Source organism: Hallella faecis, from assembly GCF_018789675.1.
Lineage (GTDB): Bacteria > Bacteroidota > Bacteroidia > Bacteroidales > Bacteroidaceae > Prevotella > Prevotella faecis.
In genome coordinates, this window is record NZ_JAHKBE010000034.1 from 1 (window position 1) to 14659 (window position 14659).

Below are 14659 nucleotides of genomic sequence, written 5' to 3' on the forward strand. Positions count from 1 at the left end.
ATAGTTATAATCTGTAACTTTGAAGAGTAGTCATTTTAGTTTTGACACACCCTCTTCGCAACACGGTGGCTCATTTCCGGAATTTCCATCGCATAAAAACGGTGATTATGGTCGCTGGTTTGAGCGAAATCGCGACACAACTTTTTCACCAAAATTCGTAACATTCCCTGTGTTAGTGGGTGTTTTTAGTTTTGAACGAAGGTCGCTCCCATGTTGAGCACCGCCTGGGCCCACCGCCTACGGCGATGGCCTCAGGGGTATAACATTGCGAACCCTCCCTTAGCGCTCGCTCAGCGGCACATAGGCCTTGGGGCTGAGGATATTCTTGTAGGCGGGTCGTATGATGCGGCGTCCCTCGAAGTTGAGCTCCTCGATGCGGTGGGCGGTCCATCCCACGATGCGCGCCATGGCGAAGATGGGAGTGTAGATCTCCTCGGGCAAGCCGATCATCTCATAGATGAAGCCGCTGTAGAAGTCGAGGTTGGCGCAGACGGGCTTGGTGCTCTTGCGGAAGGCCGTCACACACTTCACGCCCTCCTGCTCGATGAGCTTCAGAAACTCGTACTCCTCCTCGCGCCCTTTCTCCTTGGCCAGTTCGCCCGCCAGTTTCTTGAGCTGCACGGCACGCGGGTCGCTCATGGTGTAGACGGCGTGGCCGATGCCATAGATGAGTCCCGACTTGTCGTAGGCCTCCTTGTTGAGCAGGCGGTAGAGATAGGTGTCGATCTCGTCGATGTTTTTCCAGTCGCTGATGTACTCCTTGAGGTGGTGGAACATGTTGACCACCTTGATGTTGGCGCCTCCATGGAGCGGGCCCTTGAGCGATCCTATGCCTGCGGCGATGCTCGAATAGGTGTCGGTGCGGGTCGACGAGGTGACGCGCACGGTGAACGTGGAGTTGTTACCTCCGCCATGCTCCGCCTGGATGATGAGCAGCAGGTCGAGCATGCGCGCGTCGAGCTCGGTGTAGTCTTCGTGCTTGATCATATAGAGAAAGTTCTCAGCGATGGTCTTCCCCTCCAGCGGATGGCGTATGTGGAGGCTGCGTCCTTGCACCGAGTGGCGGTAGATGTTGTAGGCGTAGGCGATGATGGTGGGAAACTTGGCGATGAGCTCTATCGACTGCCGCATGAGGTTGTCGCGCGAGATGTCGTCGGGGTTGGGGTCGTAGGTGTACATCTCCAGCACGCTACGCGCCAGAATGTTCATGATGTTAGATCCCTCGAGGTCGATGATGTTGACGGTGGTGCGATGGTCGAGCAGCATGTTGTCGTTGAGCAGCTCGCGAAACGCCGCCAGCTCCTCCTCGTCGGGCAACTGGCCTGAGAGCAAGAGGTAGGCGATCTCCTCGAAGCCGAAGCGCTTCTCATGGAGCAAGGGCTCCACGAGGTCGTTGAGCTCATAGCCACGGTAATAGAGCTTTCCGGCGCTGGGCTTGAGCGTGCCGTCGTCGTCGCGCTCGTAGCCTATGACGTTGCCTATATTGGTGAGGCCCACCAGCACGCCCGATCCGTCCTCGTTGCGCAAGCCGCGCTTCACGCCATATTCGCCAAACGCCTCACGGGGAATCTTGCAGGAGTTCTTCACTTCGTCGCTCAGTTTGTAAATCAAATATTCTTTCTTCATCTTTTTACGCTTTAATTATACTTGCTCCATTGGCGAATAATATACACTAATGTCTTCTGTGCTCGCAAAATTAAGAAAAAGATTTCAAACCGAAAGCCGTTTGCGCAAAATAATTATCATTTTGACACAATTTTCTTGTCGTATAACAGGAAAAGTAACAATAATCTATACTTTTGCGATAATCTTGCATTTCCATATTGCATATTGCGCCCCTCCACGCATCGACAGGAAGCATAAATATGCAACCCATAGGGCATGGTTGCCCACCACGCCGAGCAACGACAAGGCCAAGAGGAAATAGAAGGCGGCGGCCACCAACGACGACACCAGCATGCCGCGCGTGGCGGTGAGGCCGATAAACAAGCCGTCGTATACGAAGGCCGCCACACCCGCCACGGGGATGAGCCACGTCCAGAACAGGTAACGGTGGGCAGCGGCCACCACCCCGGCGTCGTTGGTGATGAGGGTGAGCAGACTCGTGCCCCCCACGAGATACACGAACGTGAAGGCCGCCACTAACAACCATCCCCACGCAAACAACCGACGCACCACACGGCACAGCGCCACGCCATCGGAGGCGCCATAGGCCTTGCCCGAAAGGGCCTCGCCGGCAAATGCGAAGCCATCCATGATATAGGAGAAGAGGGTGAAGAAGGTCATGAGGAGCGTGTTGACCGCCAGCAGCAGGTCGCCCTGGCGTGCGCCAAAGGTGGTGAAGGAGAGGTTGACTGCCACGAGGCACAGGGTGCGCAGAAAGATGTCGACATCGCCACGCGCGGCCTGCCAATGAGAAGCGCCACGAGGCAACGGCACGCGCTTGGGCACCTCGCGCACCTTGCGCGCAACGAGGAGGAGGGCCAACAGGAAGCCACTCCATTGCGCCAGGAGCGTGCCCAGGGCCACACCCACGATGTCCCAATGGAGCGCAAACACGAAGACGAGCGAAGCCACGATGTTGGCCACGTTCTGGAAGATGGCCACCCACATGGGGATGCGGGTGGACTGCATGCCCACCGACCAACCCGTGAGGCCATAGATGCCGAGCATGGCGGGCGCGCCCCACACCACTATATGATAATAGGTGGCCACCAAGGGCGCCACCGCCTCCGATGGGCCGATGAGCCATAGTGCGCCTTGGAGCAACGGCTGTTGCAACAACAGGAACAGCACACCCACCCCCAAGCCCATGAGCAACGCGCGGCGTAGCAAACGGCGCACACCGCCCGCATCATCGCGTCCATAGGCTTGCGCCGTGAGGCCACTGGTACCCATGCGGAGAAAGCCCATCGTCCAATACATCACGCTAAAGATCATGGTGCCCACGGAGATAGCGGCGATATAGGCGGCGGAGCCTATATGGCCCACGATAGACAGGTCGACAAGACCCAACAAGGGTACCGTGATGTTGCTCACGATGCAAGGCAAGGCAAGACGCAGAATCTCGCGATCGGTTTGGTTCCATTTCATGATAATGACAAAGTTAGCAAAAAGATAAGAAACCAATGATCGCATATTGGAAAATTTTGTATTTTTGCAGGCAGAAAGGGAAAACACAGTGAACAAGAATATCATATCCCATAAGCCTCATCGCTCCTCACCGCTCCACACCCTTTGGCGCCACTGGCCGCTGACGGGTGGCGCCCTCGTGCTTGTGGCCGTCCTGGTGTGGCTGGGCGTGAGACTGTTGCCGGCGTCGGAGAGCAACATGCGGGCGTCGGTTTGCTTTGTGGACGGGCGCTCCAACCTATGCCTGGTGACCGACCACGACACGCTCATCATCGTTTCCGACACGGTACACACCCAAGGGGTGTGGGTAAACAAGCGTTGGTGGTGGCCCAGCTGCAACGGGCGCGTGCTCACCATACAACAGGGCAGGTCCTATACCGACCAAGGGGCGTGGCTCGTGGCCGACAGTCTGCCGCAGCTCATCGCTAACCAGATCGACTCGTTAGGCGCGTTGCTTCAACGCAAGACCACCGAGCGCCACGAGTTGCAATACTACCTGCGATGCCATGGCGTGCAGGACGAGGGCTACCAGCGCATTGCCCGATACGCCATAGAGCAGGCGCGAGAGACCGACTCGCTGGCGGCCATCTACAAGGCCCTGAAAGCTCACCAACCCAAGAAGAAGGCGCGCCTCATCAGGGTGGGACACTACCAGGTGGCGTGGGCTGATGGCGACGGACGGGTGCAGCGCGCGGCCTGTGAGCCCATCGTCACGCCCATCGGACAACTGGGGCGGTCGATGACCCTACGAACCCTCGACCACGCCAAGCCGTGGGCAGCCTATGCCGTGAGCAACACGCCCTTGGCGTCGGCTCCCACCAAGAAGATCTTTGCCGTGAAGCTATGCGCCACCGACACCACCCTCACTACCCTACTGGTGCCGGGACGATACACGAAGGGTGTGAGCTACGACATCCCGCCGTTGTTAGCGCCCAACGGCTGTCCAGTGTTCTCAAGCCACGGACGGTTCATGGGGGTGATATCGAACAATAAAGTGAACCGCAACTAAGATGTTTTGCAAGATTGTTAGACATATAAGCGTGGCCGCGGCCTTGCTCTCGGTATGGGGCTGCGACATTACCAGCAACGACGTGGTTACCCTCAAGGAGGGCAACACCGTCTACAAGGGACAAACCGCCAATGGCAAACGCAACGGACTGGGCGTGCTCTACATGGGCGACTCGGTGGCGTACAGCGGACAGTGGAAGGACGGGTTGCGACAAGGACAGGGACAGGTGACCGACTCGTTGGGGCGACTCATCGAGGGCGTGTGGGACCACGACACGATCGTGAGTGGCACCCGACGCGACTCAGCGGGCGTGTACCAGGGCGAGTTCAGCCAGCGACTGACGGCGCAAGGCTATGGCACCTACCACGACAACAACGGAACCTACTACGAAGGACAATGGAAAAACGATGAGCGAACGGGGTTCGGATTCTCCTCGCAGCACCGATTCTTCAGGGTAGGCGAATGGAAGAAAGACGTGTATAAGGGTGAACGACTGAGCTATACCTCCGACCGCATCTACGGCATCGACATCTCCAAATACCAGCACGGCAAGGGGCGCAAGCGCTACTCCATCGACTGGAAGCGGCTGCGCATATCGCACCTCGGCACGCTATCGAAAAAAAACATTCAGGGGGTAGTCGACTACAAGGTGTCGTTCATCTTCATCAAGTCGACCGAAGGAACCAGCATTCGCAACCCCTACTATGCGGCCGACTACCAAGCCGCACGCCAACATGGCTACCCCGTGGGCACCTACCACTTCTTCTCGTATAGGTCGACGGGAGCCGAGCAGGCGCGCCATTTCCTGAAACACTCGCACATACGCAAGGGCGACCTGCCCCCCGTGCTCGACCTGGAGCCCTACCCCTCGCAAGTGGAGAAGATGGGCGGAGCCGTCGGCATGTGGAAGCGTGTGCGCAACTGGTTGCAGATAGTGGAGCAACAAACAGGCATGCAACCCATTCTCTACGTGAGCCAGACGTTTGTGAACCGATACCTCGACGCGGCACCCGACATTAAGCACAACTACCCCGTATGGATAGCGCGCTATGGCGAGTATAAGCCCGACGTGAAGCTATGGATATGGCAGTTGGCGCCCGATGGGCACGTAGCGGGCATTCACGGCACCGTCGACATCAACGTGTTCAACGGCTACGAGAGGGAGTTTAAGCAATGGCTCACAACCGTGCGGAAACGCTAACCGCCCACAAAAACCAACTTCATTCGACCTTCTCCATGAGGATGCCGTTTCCGGCGTCGATGCAATGCTTATGAGGGTAAAGCCTATACACAAACACGTTGTCGTCGCCGAAGTCGCAATAAAGGGCGTCGTCGTGATATATGAAAGTTCCCCTGCAGGTCTCGCCATCGGTCGTCTCGCTGATGGTTTTTCCCTCCACCGTAACGGTAATGCCCCCATAGTCGGTGGCGGCATGCCATGTTCCTTCCACCCACTCGGGCACTTGCTCATCCATCTCGGCCACTCCCTCGGGCAACGAGTCGGTGGGCGCATCGTCCGCGTTCGCCACATAGTCGCGTGGAGCGCCTTGGCGGTTGGGCGCATCGGCCACATTCATGTCGGGGGCCACATATTGGTCTTGCGACTCGCAATAGCGCACCACCAGCACGCCCACCACGGCGCAAAACAGGGCTGCCACCCATAGCCTATGCCAGCACCCCTTCTTTTTACCCTCGGGTGTGGGAGGCGGCGGAGGCACCATTTGCCCACCGCGCGGAGAAGCGCCCGACGGGCGTTGTGGCCTATGGGGCCAAGGCTGCCAATCGTCGAATGGGGCGTACCGATCGCCTCCATGCCACGGGCCACCCTCACGCCCGTTGCCGGATGGGGCGCTGGCGTTGTTGCCAGAACGCATGTTGCTTTGGACGGAACGAGGATGCGCGGAGGAGACAGGTGGGGGAGGCGGCGTAGGATTAGACGCCGACGGTTGGTCCGTAGCCCCTTGTAGTTCCTCGGCATCGGGCGCATCGGTCAGGTCGTAGGAAAAAGGCATGCCACACCGGGGGCAAAAACATTGCAACTGGTTGACCCCAGGGGTGAGAGGCATATCAAACCGGAATCGGCATCTCGGACATTTCACTTCCATAGCAAGGATTCTTTACATGAACGGATATGAACAAGCGAGGCCATCAAACAAACCGCACGGTGGCCTTGGCCACCACACGCCACACGCCCTCGTCGCATTTCACCACGCCCTCGTCGAGCGTCTCGATGCGTTGGGGCTGCCGATGGGTGTTGCCCTCGATGCGGCACACGGGCTTCACAAACTGGCTCACGCTGATCATCGCCGTGGCAATGGCGTCGGGCGTGGAGAGCATCACGAAATGGCCATTCACGCCATCCTCAGTGCGCATCTGGTAGATGCTCTTGCCCACCTCCTCCTGTGGGGTGCTCTCGGGGAACACACCCTCGGCGGTGGGCATGGAGAAGAACCATGTTGACGGCGCGTGGCGTTGGGTCCCTGCGGCATTCGCCTTCGTAGCCGATGGGGTTGCGAAAGCTGCGGCTGAGGCAGCAACGTCGGTCGAAGCGGGCGCATCGGAAAGGGGCGCGCCGGACAGGGCCTCCGCCCTACCCTTCCATTCCTCCAACGCCGCGCGCAGCTCCTCCAACACAAGAGCCTGGCTTTCGATCACTTTTTCGAGTTGGGCCATTCGGTCCTCCAACGGTTGGAGCCGTTCGGCCACTTGTTCCTCCGTGACATATCGCTTGTTTCCAAACATAGTGTTTCCTATTCTCTATCAGGTCGTTACAGATTCTCTATCAGGTTATCGCGTATGCTTCCGATGATGGGATAGAAGAACACGGTGTCCTCTATCTTGTCGGATGCGTTGCGATCGGTCTCGTTCTTATTGACGAAGTTCCACCCGTTCACCAAGTGGTGCTCAAGATCCTTGTTGACCAACTGCTTGAAACGGGCCAGACTCTGGTTATCGACCAAGAAACGGTCGACAACATGCAGGTCGTCGCACAACTGGCAGAAGAAATCGTTGAACGTACGAACGGCCTCCACCAACTGTTGGCGCACCGAGGCGTCGTCCATGTCGGCATAGCAAAGATGCTCCTTGTCGATGGCCGAATAGTTGTATTTCACCTGGTTGTCGATGCCATCCATGAGCCGGTTGAGCTGGTCAACGCTCACGCACCCGCTGGCGTCGCGCACTTGCATCAAGGCGCCACGACACGTGATCTGCTTGGGCTCCTTGCGCTCCATGACCACCGAGAAGCCATCGGCGTCGTAGGGTTCGCCATACACACGCTCGAAGATGGCTTGCGAGATGAGGTCGAGGTCGCGCTTGCCGCCCACGATATCGAGCACCTTCGATCCCGTTCCGGAGAACATCACGGAGCGCGGCTTGTCGAAATGGCGATGGTGCATGAGGCGCGCCACGTAATAGATGAGGGCGGCGTAGAAATAGATGAACACCACCTTGAGCCTTCCGTCCTCGTTGAGCCGCAAGTTGTAGGAGAACACATCGTTGCCTCCCACGGCCTTGTTGTTGACCACCGAGAAGAGGAACGCGTTGATGTCCTCGCTCTTGCGCTTGGCCATGATGTCGTCGAGAATGCCGTTCAACTCGCCATAACGGTCGTCGTCGGCATCGAAGAGGCGTCGGAAATAATCCACATACTTCACCAACATGGGATTGGTGTCGCCATGGGGCACCTCCGAGAAGCCATCGCCAAAGAGCACATTGGCCGCAAAGCGGAACGAGGTGAGGATGGTGGGCTGCTGCGCGTTAGACTCGAAGACGGCCACATCGCTCGAGCCTCCACCAATGTCGATCGACGCCACGGTAGAGGCCGATCCCCGAAACTGGCTGCTGCCCCTATAGAAATAATAAGGTGCCACCGACTCGGGCATCTGTATGAGGTTATGCTCGTCGGGCTCGAAGCCAAACACCTCCTGGAAGGTCTTGCGCCACATGTCGCCCAACTTGCGCACATTGCCCACCTTCATGGCCAATGGGTAGAACCACACGAGGCGCGTCTTGCGAATGTCGCCGCCCTCGAGGAGCACCTTGGTGCGCATGAGCAAGGCCAGCTCGGTGAGATAGGCGCGCACACGCTTGGAGGTGGCGATCTCGGTAGACCACTTCAGGTTGGGCACCACACGGTTGCCATAGCCTATCGATTCCTTCTCGTAGGTGAATGGGATGTTGGCGTCGCCCAAGGCCACCATCTCGTCGACGTTCTCGGCGTCGAGGCGATCGGTCTCCGACAACACGGTGCGTTGTGGGAAGCCATAATCGTCACCGATGTTCTTGGGCAGGAATTCCTGCTTCATGATCACGTCATAGAGGATATGCTCGCCATTGTAGAGCGTGGCCAACAAGCGCTGCTTGGCGTCGGACCGGATGGCGAGCGGCTCGGGCATCTGCCCCTGGCGCATACACTCCACATGGGTGTTGGTCGTTCCAAAGTCGACGGCAAAGGTAAACGCATCGTGGCCCTCCACATAAATGGGCCATCGGGGGCACACCACACCTTCGCACACCCACGCCTGGCGCTCATCGGAAAGCGTCACCGACACATAATCGAAGCCCTCCGACAAGCGGTAATAGTCGGCGCCCACACGCTTCTCGCTCTTCAGCGAGCGCGAACGTTTCATGGCTTCCACCTGTGTGGAGCCGTTGGCGTTGGCCTCGCTCTTGTGGAAGGCCAATTGCAGATGGTAGTTCTCCAACAGGCCCAACGCGCGATCCACCAATTGGATGTTGTATTGCTTGAGGTCGCTGGTCCTCACAAAGGGGAAAATGCTCATGGCAAAGGGCACGGTGAGGAAATAGCCACGATCGCCCACGGCATCGTAACGCATGTCGACCCCCACAGCGGGCACATAGGTGCGCTCCAGGGTGATGAAGTGCCCCGCCTTCTTCACCGGCACGCGCAGAATGGCCTTCACCGTTTCCTGCTGTCCGTTCTTGGTGTGCACCATCTCGAAGCGTGGGCGGCCCGCAATGGTTCCCATGAGGTCTTGCGTGGTGAAGTATTTGAAGTAGGTTTTGCTCAGCGGCAAGAGGAAGTCGTTGGCGTCGGTCTCCCTACTGCCCAACGACAGGTTGCCGTCGAAGAAGCAATCGCGGTCCATCGTGTAGTCGAGCTTGATGAGCGCAGGCTGGAAGAAGTCGTCGGCCGTGAGCCACGGATACTGATGTGTGGTGGCGGGCAGGATGCGCTTCTCGGGCTCCATGGCATAGTCGGCGGGCTTGATGGTGATAAGATCGTCCCAGTTGGCGGTGATATACCTGAAGGGGTCGGTCTGCGGTGCGTTGAGTTGGTTCTGCAACACCAACGGCAACCGCTCGCCCTCGGGCTTGAGGGTGGGCTCGATGAGGAAGTCGCTCTCTTGGATGGCCTTGAGGATATCGGTGGGGCGTGCGCAATAAAACGGCACGCCAAGCGCCTGTATGCCCCCATCGGCCGGGGCGAAATGGGTGGTGAGAAACTGCATGGCGCGATCCTGGCTGGGAAGGTCCATGGCCTTCGGATTGCCAATATCGGTGAGAATGGCTTGCTGCAACTGGGGCGTGAGCCTGTCGAAGCAGGTGATGAGATAGGCGTTGACCTCACCACAAAGGTTCTTCAGCTCAGGATAGGCGGTAAACAGGGCGTAGAGGCATTTCACAAACTTGGGCTCGCGCATATAAAGGGGGCGTGTAAGCTCAAAGAGGTTGACGTTTTGCTCCACGGGAATGGCAAACTGGCCAGGGCGCGCATTGGGCGTGGCCATGAAGAGCGTCACGGGCGATGTGCATCCCACCACTTGGTTGCCACAGATGAGGAAGTACAATCGGTCCATGCGGTCGAAATTGAACGCTTCCTTGTCTTGCTCCAAGAACATGGCTATGGTGTCGCCAAGCAGTTGGTGTCGTGGGTCGCTGGCCAACATCTGGAGGGCGGCCACCTTGCTCCATTCCACCACATGCAACGTGGTCGACAACTCGGGCAGGTTGAAGAAGAGCTGCGCCACGTCGAGCGCATTGCCCACCAACTTCTCGTCCATCAGCTCGCCATTGAGGCTCGCATCCATCGCCAACCTACGGAACGCGTTCTTCACCAGGTCCATCTGGGCGAAGGGCGACGGGATGGCCGTGCGCGGCTGCACCGAGAGCCCACCGTTGGGGTCCTCTATCATGTTGATCTCGTCGGCACTATACTGGTTGGTGAGGGCTATCCATCCCTCGCCCGACGTCTTCTTATTGTATGAAAGTATCTTGCTCATGACTTATACTAAACCGTTGTACTTTTCCTCGACGAGGCCATCGAGCGCCTCATCGAGCAGAGAGAAGAAGCGGAACGCGGTCTCGTTCATCTGGAACCGTCCGGCCTTGGCAGCGGCCTGCGACCCCTTGTTGAGTGCGCTCAGCAACGTCTTGTAGTTGACCTCTCCTGAGAAGAATCCCTTCTTGGGCGCCACACCATTGATGGCGTCGGCCATCTGCGAGGTGAGCAGGTTGAAGGGTTGAAAGCTGCGCTGGTTGCCCGACAGCTCCCTGAGCCACGTGCGATAGGCCACGAAGAAGTCGGCGGTGAGCGTATTATAGAAGCTGGTGGAGAGGAAGCCGCGGGTTATCTCGGGCTTGTCTTGCGTGTATCCGCGCCCCACATCCTTTCCAAACTGGTTGGTGATATACTGGTAAGCCAAGAAGAACTTGGCCATCGACTTGTTGACCATCTGGCGCGTGCCCACTCCAAAGTCGTTGAGGGTGAGGGTCTGCTTGTCGTTGGCCAGTCCGTATTCCTTGTAGATGGGGTTCAGCGCGTTGCCTCCACGCGTCACCAACTGGTCGTCGGGGATGCAGAGGAAGTCGATGACCGACAAGGCGCCCACATACTCCACCACATGGGCGTCGTTGCGCTGGCCGTTGCCTCCGGGATCGTTGAAGTAGGGTGTGGAGGGAACCTCGTCGCCCAGATAGTAGCAGGCGTTGATCTTTGAGAGGGGCAAGTCGACGCCTCCCTGTCGCAAGCCCGTGAGGTTATCGTGGTAATAGAACAGGGCCGACTTGGTCTTCGAGATGAAGTCGGCGCGCGAGATGGGGCTGTTCTCGTCTTGCTGCACATTGAAATAGGGCAGCACGGTGAGCGCTCCAATCTTCGCGTCGCGCAGGTCGCCCCGGTTGTTGATGGCGGCGTTGCTGGCGGCGTTGCGTATGTTCTTCACAATGATGGGATAGCCGGCGGCGCCCGTTCCGCCAAAGATCGACGACACGATGAAGATGCGGTCGGTCTTTTGGAACACATTGGAGAACTGCTTAAACTCCTCGCTGTCCTTAAACTGGTTGAGGGCCACCGACCCGATATTGGGCGACCCCACAAAGCCGATGTCCATCTTGGTCTGCAACTGGTCGTTGGAGAACATCATGGAGCACAGGGCTTGGTTGGCCGTATCGAGCGTGTTGTAGGATATGAAGTCCTGAAACTTCTTCGACTCGACCGTTCCCAGGTTGAAGAGGAACGTGTCGCTCAGGGGCGACCCCGCGGGCAGGATATCGCTCAGGGTGGACATCTTCACCGAGAAGAAGCCTTTCGTCACATCGGGGCGCTCGCCATAGAGCGCCTTCCTGATCGACCTGTACCAACGCAGCAGGTTCTCCGTGCGCTTCAGGTCTTCGTTGGCCTTGTGGGGATCCACAATGATGGGTATCACCTCCAAGGGTTGGGGCTGTCCGCCCTCGTCTATGGGGTGTATGCCTGCGGCAAACTGCATGATCAGCGGGCGCATCACACGCGACCCCGTGCCTCCTACAAGGAATAGAAACAATCGCATATATCTTATATATTCGTTCGATGTTTTTTGGGGGGAGAGAGAGCCACGGCATGCCACACCCATCGTTCCCCCCGATTACTCATTCGGGCCAGCTTAACTGGCTCATGTGTGGTGTGCAAGCCCCTACTCGGGGATGGGCGTGTGGCGACAGTTGGAACTCCACCAACGCATGGCGAAGCTTGCCACCACGAAGAGCGCCACCGCCGCAAGGAAATCGATGAGGCAGAAGCCCACCAACTGCGACGAGAAATCGTAGCCCAGCTCCGAGAACACGCTGTTGGGATAGGCGTAGCACGCCACCGTTGTCAGCACCGACGCCACCCCCAGGGTGAGAAGCCAGTGGTACCAACGGCTGAAGCTAACGCTGTTGACGACATAATAGAACAGGGCTGCGCCACCCCATGCCACCGCTGCGGTGATAACCGCCACAACGAGGTAGAGGTTCTCATTGTACATCTCGTTCGAAAACTCGGTCTCGTAATATCCAGCCTCGAAAATCCACGAGGGGAAGAGCAGGAACACCAGTGTTATAAACACTCCCATGCCCAGGCAAAATGCGTTTTTCATCTATCCAGTACTAATTCGAGTTCAAAGTAATAGTGATCGTCGGCATTGCGGTTGTAGCTATCGTAGATGCCGCCCAGCAGATACTTCAGGCCGAAGGTGGTGTTGGCGTCGGGCGTGAGGTCGTTGTCGGTCGACGCGGCGCCAATCCATTGCGGCATGCGGTTGAGGAGCTTGATCTCCACCTCCTGCCCGTGCCCTATGCTTGCGGCCTGCAACACAAAGATGTGGGTGGCCGTGCCGAGATATTTCTTCTCGGCGGGGGTCATGTCGGCCTTCTCTATCTTGCGTATCTCCTTGATGCGCACGTCGTCGTCGGCCTTCACCTCATAATTGCTCACATCGGTGAGGTAGCGTTGGTCGATGAGGAGATGGCTAAGGTCGACGGCCAAGGCCAACTGTATGTCGCCCGAGTTGCGGTCGGGCTCCACACCGGTGAGGCTTCGTATCTGCGTGTCTTGCCCGCGCTCAGGGCGGAAGCGGCCGCGCACGTCGCGGTTGCTGAGCAGCAACGAGTAGTAGGGCTTGTAGATGTCGTTGGCCGTCATGAGGCACATGTTGTCGTAGCCCCTCATGCGCTCCATGTCGGCAAAGGTGCGGAGGGTGGCGTCGTGGGTGAGCCGCACCATGTTGGTGTTCGACGCCACAATGATGATGTAATAGGGACGGCGCCCGGCAAAGGGCTTCACGCTGTTGTCGTAGCTATAATAGGGGCCGTTGTATGATCCCATCATGCGCACCACGAGCATCGACTTGTTCTTCACCTCACTCTTGAAGACGGCGTTGGTCATGCCCTCTATCTCGCTGAACACACGCTGCGGATTGACGCCCTGCATGTCTTTCACCGAATAGATGAGGTCGGTCACAAGGATGCTCACCTGGTCTTCGTTGGTGCGGTTGAGTATCTGGTCGAAGATCTGTTGGAAATTGGTGTAGCCCTTCTCGCCCACACTGTCGATGGTGGCCGTGCCGGGCAGGTTGTTTTGCAACGCCATGATGGCGGCGCGGAACGACCCGTCGCCATCCTTGCTGTCGTAGGGCGCCATCGATCCGCTGCGCTCCACATAGATGTGGAACGTGGGCTGCTTGGCGCCAATGCCCTGGAAGGCGATGTGCTTGCTGGGCCGGCGGTGCTCAAAGAAATCGCTGATATAGTCTTCCACATCGTCCACGTCGATCTGGCCATGGTCGTAAAACTCCTTGAAATGGGGCTTGTTGCGGTCCAAGAAGTGGGCTATCTTCTGCCAATCGTTGCCGTCGATGGTCTGGTCGGCATCGGCCAACTCCAACAAAAGCTTGTTCAACTCTTTCCTCGGTCCGTTGCCGCAACTGGCAACCGTCAGGGTTAGCGCCAAAAGGGCTGCGTATGCAATATGCTTCATCATCGTTTGTTACTGTCTTTCGGATTGCTAGTTTGCAAATTTATAAAAAAATGCCGAAACTGACCGAACGAGGGAGTAAAAAAACCATAAAAGCGGCGGAAACGGTAGGGCGCACCATTCACTTCAACTCAAAGGTTGCCATGAAAGGCACCTTCTCACCACCTATGCTATCCTTATAAAAAAAGCGGTAAACGCCTGGTTTGTTGGGAAGAATATCGGGAAAAAGATGGGCCGTGATGGTGCCGCTTTGACCATCGCTTAAAACATGACCGATGGCCGTGAACAAGCAATCGGTGGGCACAACAAACCAATTGCCATCCGCTCCTTGGGCCGTGATGCTATAGGCATCGCCATACACAAATTCTTCGCCACTATGGTTGGTAATCGTGAATCTGATCTCCGTGGTGCCCAATGGATAGGAAGGCTTCTCCGCCTTGAGGGAGATGCCTTGGTAGGTGCTCACGCCTTCCCTGTTGTCGATGATAGGGTCCAACTTGCCCTCAAACCTGATGGCGGGCGAGTTGTAAATCTGCCTACGAAACTCCTGCTGCTTCTCCTTCGTGTTCCAACGGAGCGCAACATCAATGGAGTTGGATCCCATTCCAAATCCAACAACATTTCGCAAGGCCGGGGTCTTGTCTTCCGACAGGAACTTCCGCTCAAGTATCCGCATAATGGCGTTCAGTTCCCTATGCGAATATTTACGCGCCGAAGCCTTGCGATAGGTTCTCTTCTTGCTCTTGACAACTCTCTTTTTGCTAATGGCAACCCTCTTTTTG

General features: G+C 57.4%; 11 protein-coding genes. 2 read left to right on the forward strand and 9 right to left on the reverse strand.

From position 1 onward, the window contains the following. Positions 1-279: 279 nt before the first annotated feature. Positions 280-1626: a citrate/2-methylcitrate synthase gene (locus KM934_RS08565; protein WP_215760204.1), complete on the reverse strand. Its 1347-nt coding sequence runs from the start codon at positions 1624-1626 to the stop codon at positions 280-282. 165 nt (positions 1627-1791) lie between these two features. After that, positions 1792-3093, reverse strand: a complete 1302-nt coding sequence (locus tag KM934_RS08570; protein ID WP_215760205.1) for an MATE family efflux transporter — start codon at positions 3091-3093, stop codon at positions 1792-1794. An 88-nt stretch (positions 3094-3181) separates the two neighbouring features. Here KM934_RS08570 and KM934_RS08575 point away from each other — a divergent pair, with 88 nt between their 5' ends. Both KM934_RS08575 and KM934_RS08580 read left to right on the forward strand, forming a co-directional pair. Further along, positions 3182-4141 (forward strand): hypothetical protein, encoded by a 960-nt coding sequence (locus KM934_RS08575; RefSeq protein ID WP_215760206.1) that lies wholly within the window; start codon positions 3182-3184, stop codon positions 4139-4141. A 1-nt stretch (position 4142) separates the two neighbouring features. Continuing rightward, complete coding sequence (locus tag KM934_RS08580) at positions 4143-5342, forward strand: GH25 family lysozyme (RefSeq protein WP_215760207.1); 1200 nt, start codon at positions 4143-4145, stop codon at positions 5340-5342. A 19-nt stretch (positions 5343-5361) separates the two neighbouring features. Here the strand turns inward: KM934_RS08580 and KM934_RS08585 are convergent, their stop codons facing one another. From KM934_RS08585 to KM934_RS08615, 7 genes are all read right to left on the reverse strand, one after another. Next, positions 5362-6015, reverse strand: coding sequence for a hypothetical protein (locus KM934_RS08585; protein WP_215760208.1), 654 nt, complete (start codon positions 6013-6015; stop codon positions 5362-5364). Between the two features lie 274 nt (positions 6016-6289). Next, a complete protein-coding gene (locus tag KM934_RS08590; RefSeq protein ID WP_215760209.1) occupies positions 6290-6883 on the reverse strand; it encodes a hypothetical protein in 594 nt (197 codons plus the stop codon). Positions 6884-6909: 26 nt separating this feature from the next. Next, positions 6910-10386, reverse strand: a complete 3477-nt coding sequence (locus KM934_RS08595; RefSeq protein WP_215760210.1) for a hypothetical protein — start codon at positions 10384-10386, stop codon at positions 6910-6912. 3 nt (positions 10387-10389) lie between these two features. Next, positions 10390-11874: a hypothetical protein gene (locus KM934_RS08600; RefSeq protein ID WP_215760230.1), complete on the reverse strand. Its 1485-nt coding sequence runs from the start codon at positions 11872-11874 to the stop codon at positions 10390-10392. A gap of 183 nt (positions 11875-12057) precedes the next feature. Then, a complete protein-coding gene (locus tag KM934_RS08605; RefSeq protein ID WP_215760211.1) occupies positions 12058-12501 on the reverse strand; it encodes a hypothetical protein in 444 nt (147 codons plus the stop codon). Continuing rightward, positions 12498-13883 carry a hypothetical protein gene (locus tag KM934_RS08610; protein ID WP_252344951.1) on the reverse strand — a complete coding sequence of 462 codons (1386 nt, stop codon included), beginning with the start codon at positions 13881-13883 and terminating at the stop codon, positions 12498-12500. Before KM934_RS08610 ends, KM934_RS08605 begins: the two co-directional genes overlap by 4 nt. A 115-nt stretch (positions 13884-13998) precedes the next feature. Next, complete coding sequence (locus KM934_RS08615) at positions 13999-14553, reverse strand: immunoglobulin-like domain-containing protein (protein ID WP_215760212.1); 555 nt, start codon at positions 14551-14553, stop codon at positions 13999-14001. Between the last annotated feature and the right edge of the window lie 106 nt (positions 14554-14659).

Coding starts and splice junctions, on each gene's coding strand:
- KM934_RS08615 (WP_215760212.1), bottom strand. CDS start 14,553: ATGCGGATACTTGAGCGGAAGTTCCTGTCGGAAGACAAGACCCCGGCC.
- KM934_RS08610 (WP_252344951.1), bottom strand. CDS start 13,883: ATGATGAAGCATATTGCATACGCAGCCCTTTTGGCGCTAACCCTGACG.
- KM934_RS08580 (WP_215760207.1), top strand. CDS start 4,143: ATGTTTTGCAAGATTGTTAGACATATAAGCGTGGCCGCGGCCTTGCTC.
- KM934_RS08590 (WP_215760209.1), bottom strand. CDS start 6,883: ATGTTTGGAAACAAGCGATATGTCACGGAGGAACAAGTGGCCGAACGG.
- KM934_RS08595 (WP_215760210.1), bottom strand. CDS start 10,386: ATGAGCAAGATACTTTCATACAATAAGAAGACGTCGGGCGAGGGATGG.
- KM934_RS08570 (WP_215760205.1), bottom strand. CDS start 3,093: ATGAAATGGAACCAAACCGATCGCGAGATTCTGCGTCTTGCCTTGCCT.
- KM934_RS08605 (WP_215760211.1), bottom strand. CDS start 12,501: ATGAAAAACGCATTTTGCCTGGGCATGGGAGTGTTTATAACACTGGTG.
- KM934_RS08565 (WP_215760204.1), bottom strand. CDS start 1,626: ATGAAGAAAGAATATTTGATTTACAAACTGAGCGACGAAGTGAAGAAC.
- KM934_RS08585 (WP_215760208.1), bottom strand. CDS start 6,015: ATGCGTTCTGGCAACAACGCCAGCGCCCCATCCGGCAACGGGCGTGAG.
- KM934_RS08600 (WP_215760230.1), bottom strand. CDS start 11,874: ATGCAGTTTGCCGCAGGCATACACCCCATAGACGAGGGCGGACAGCCC.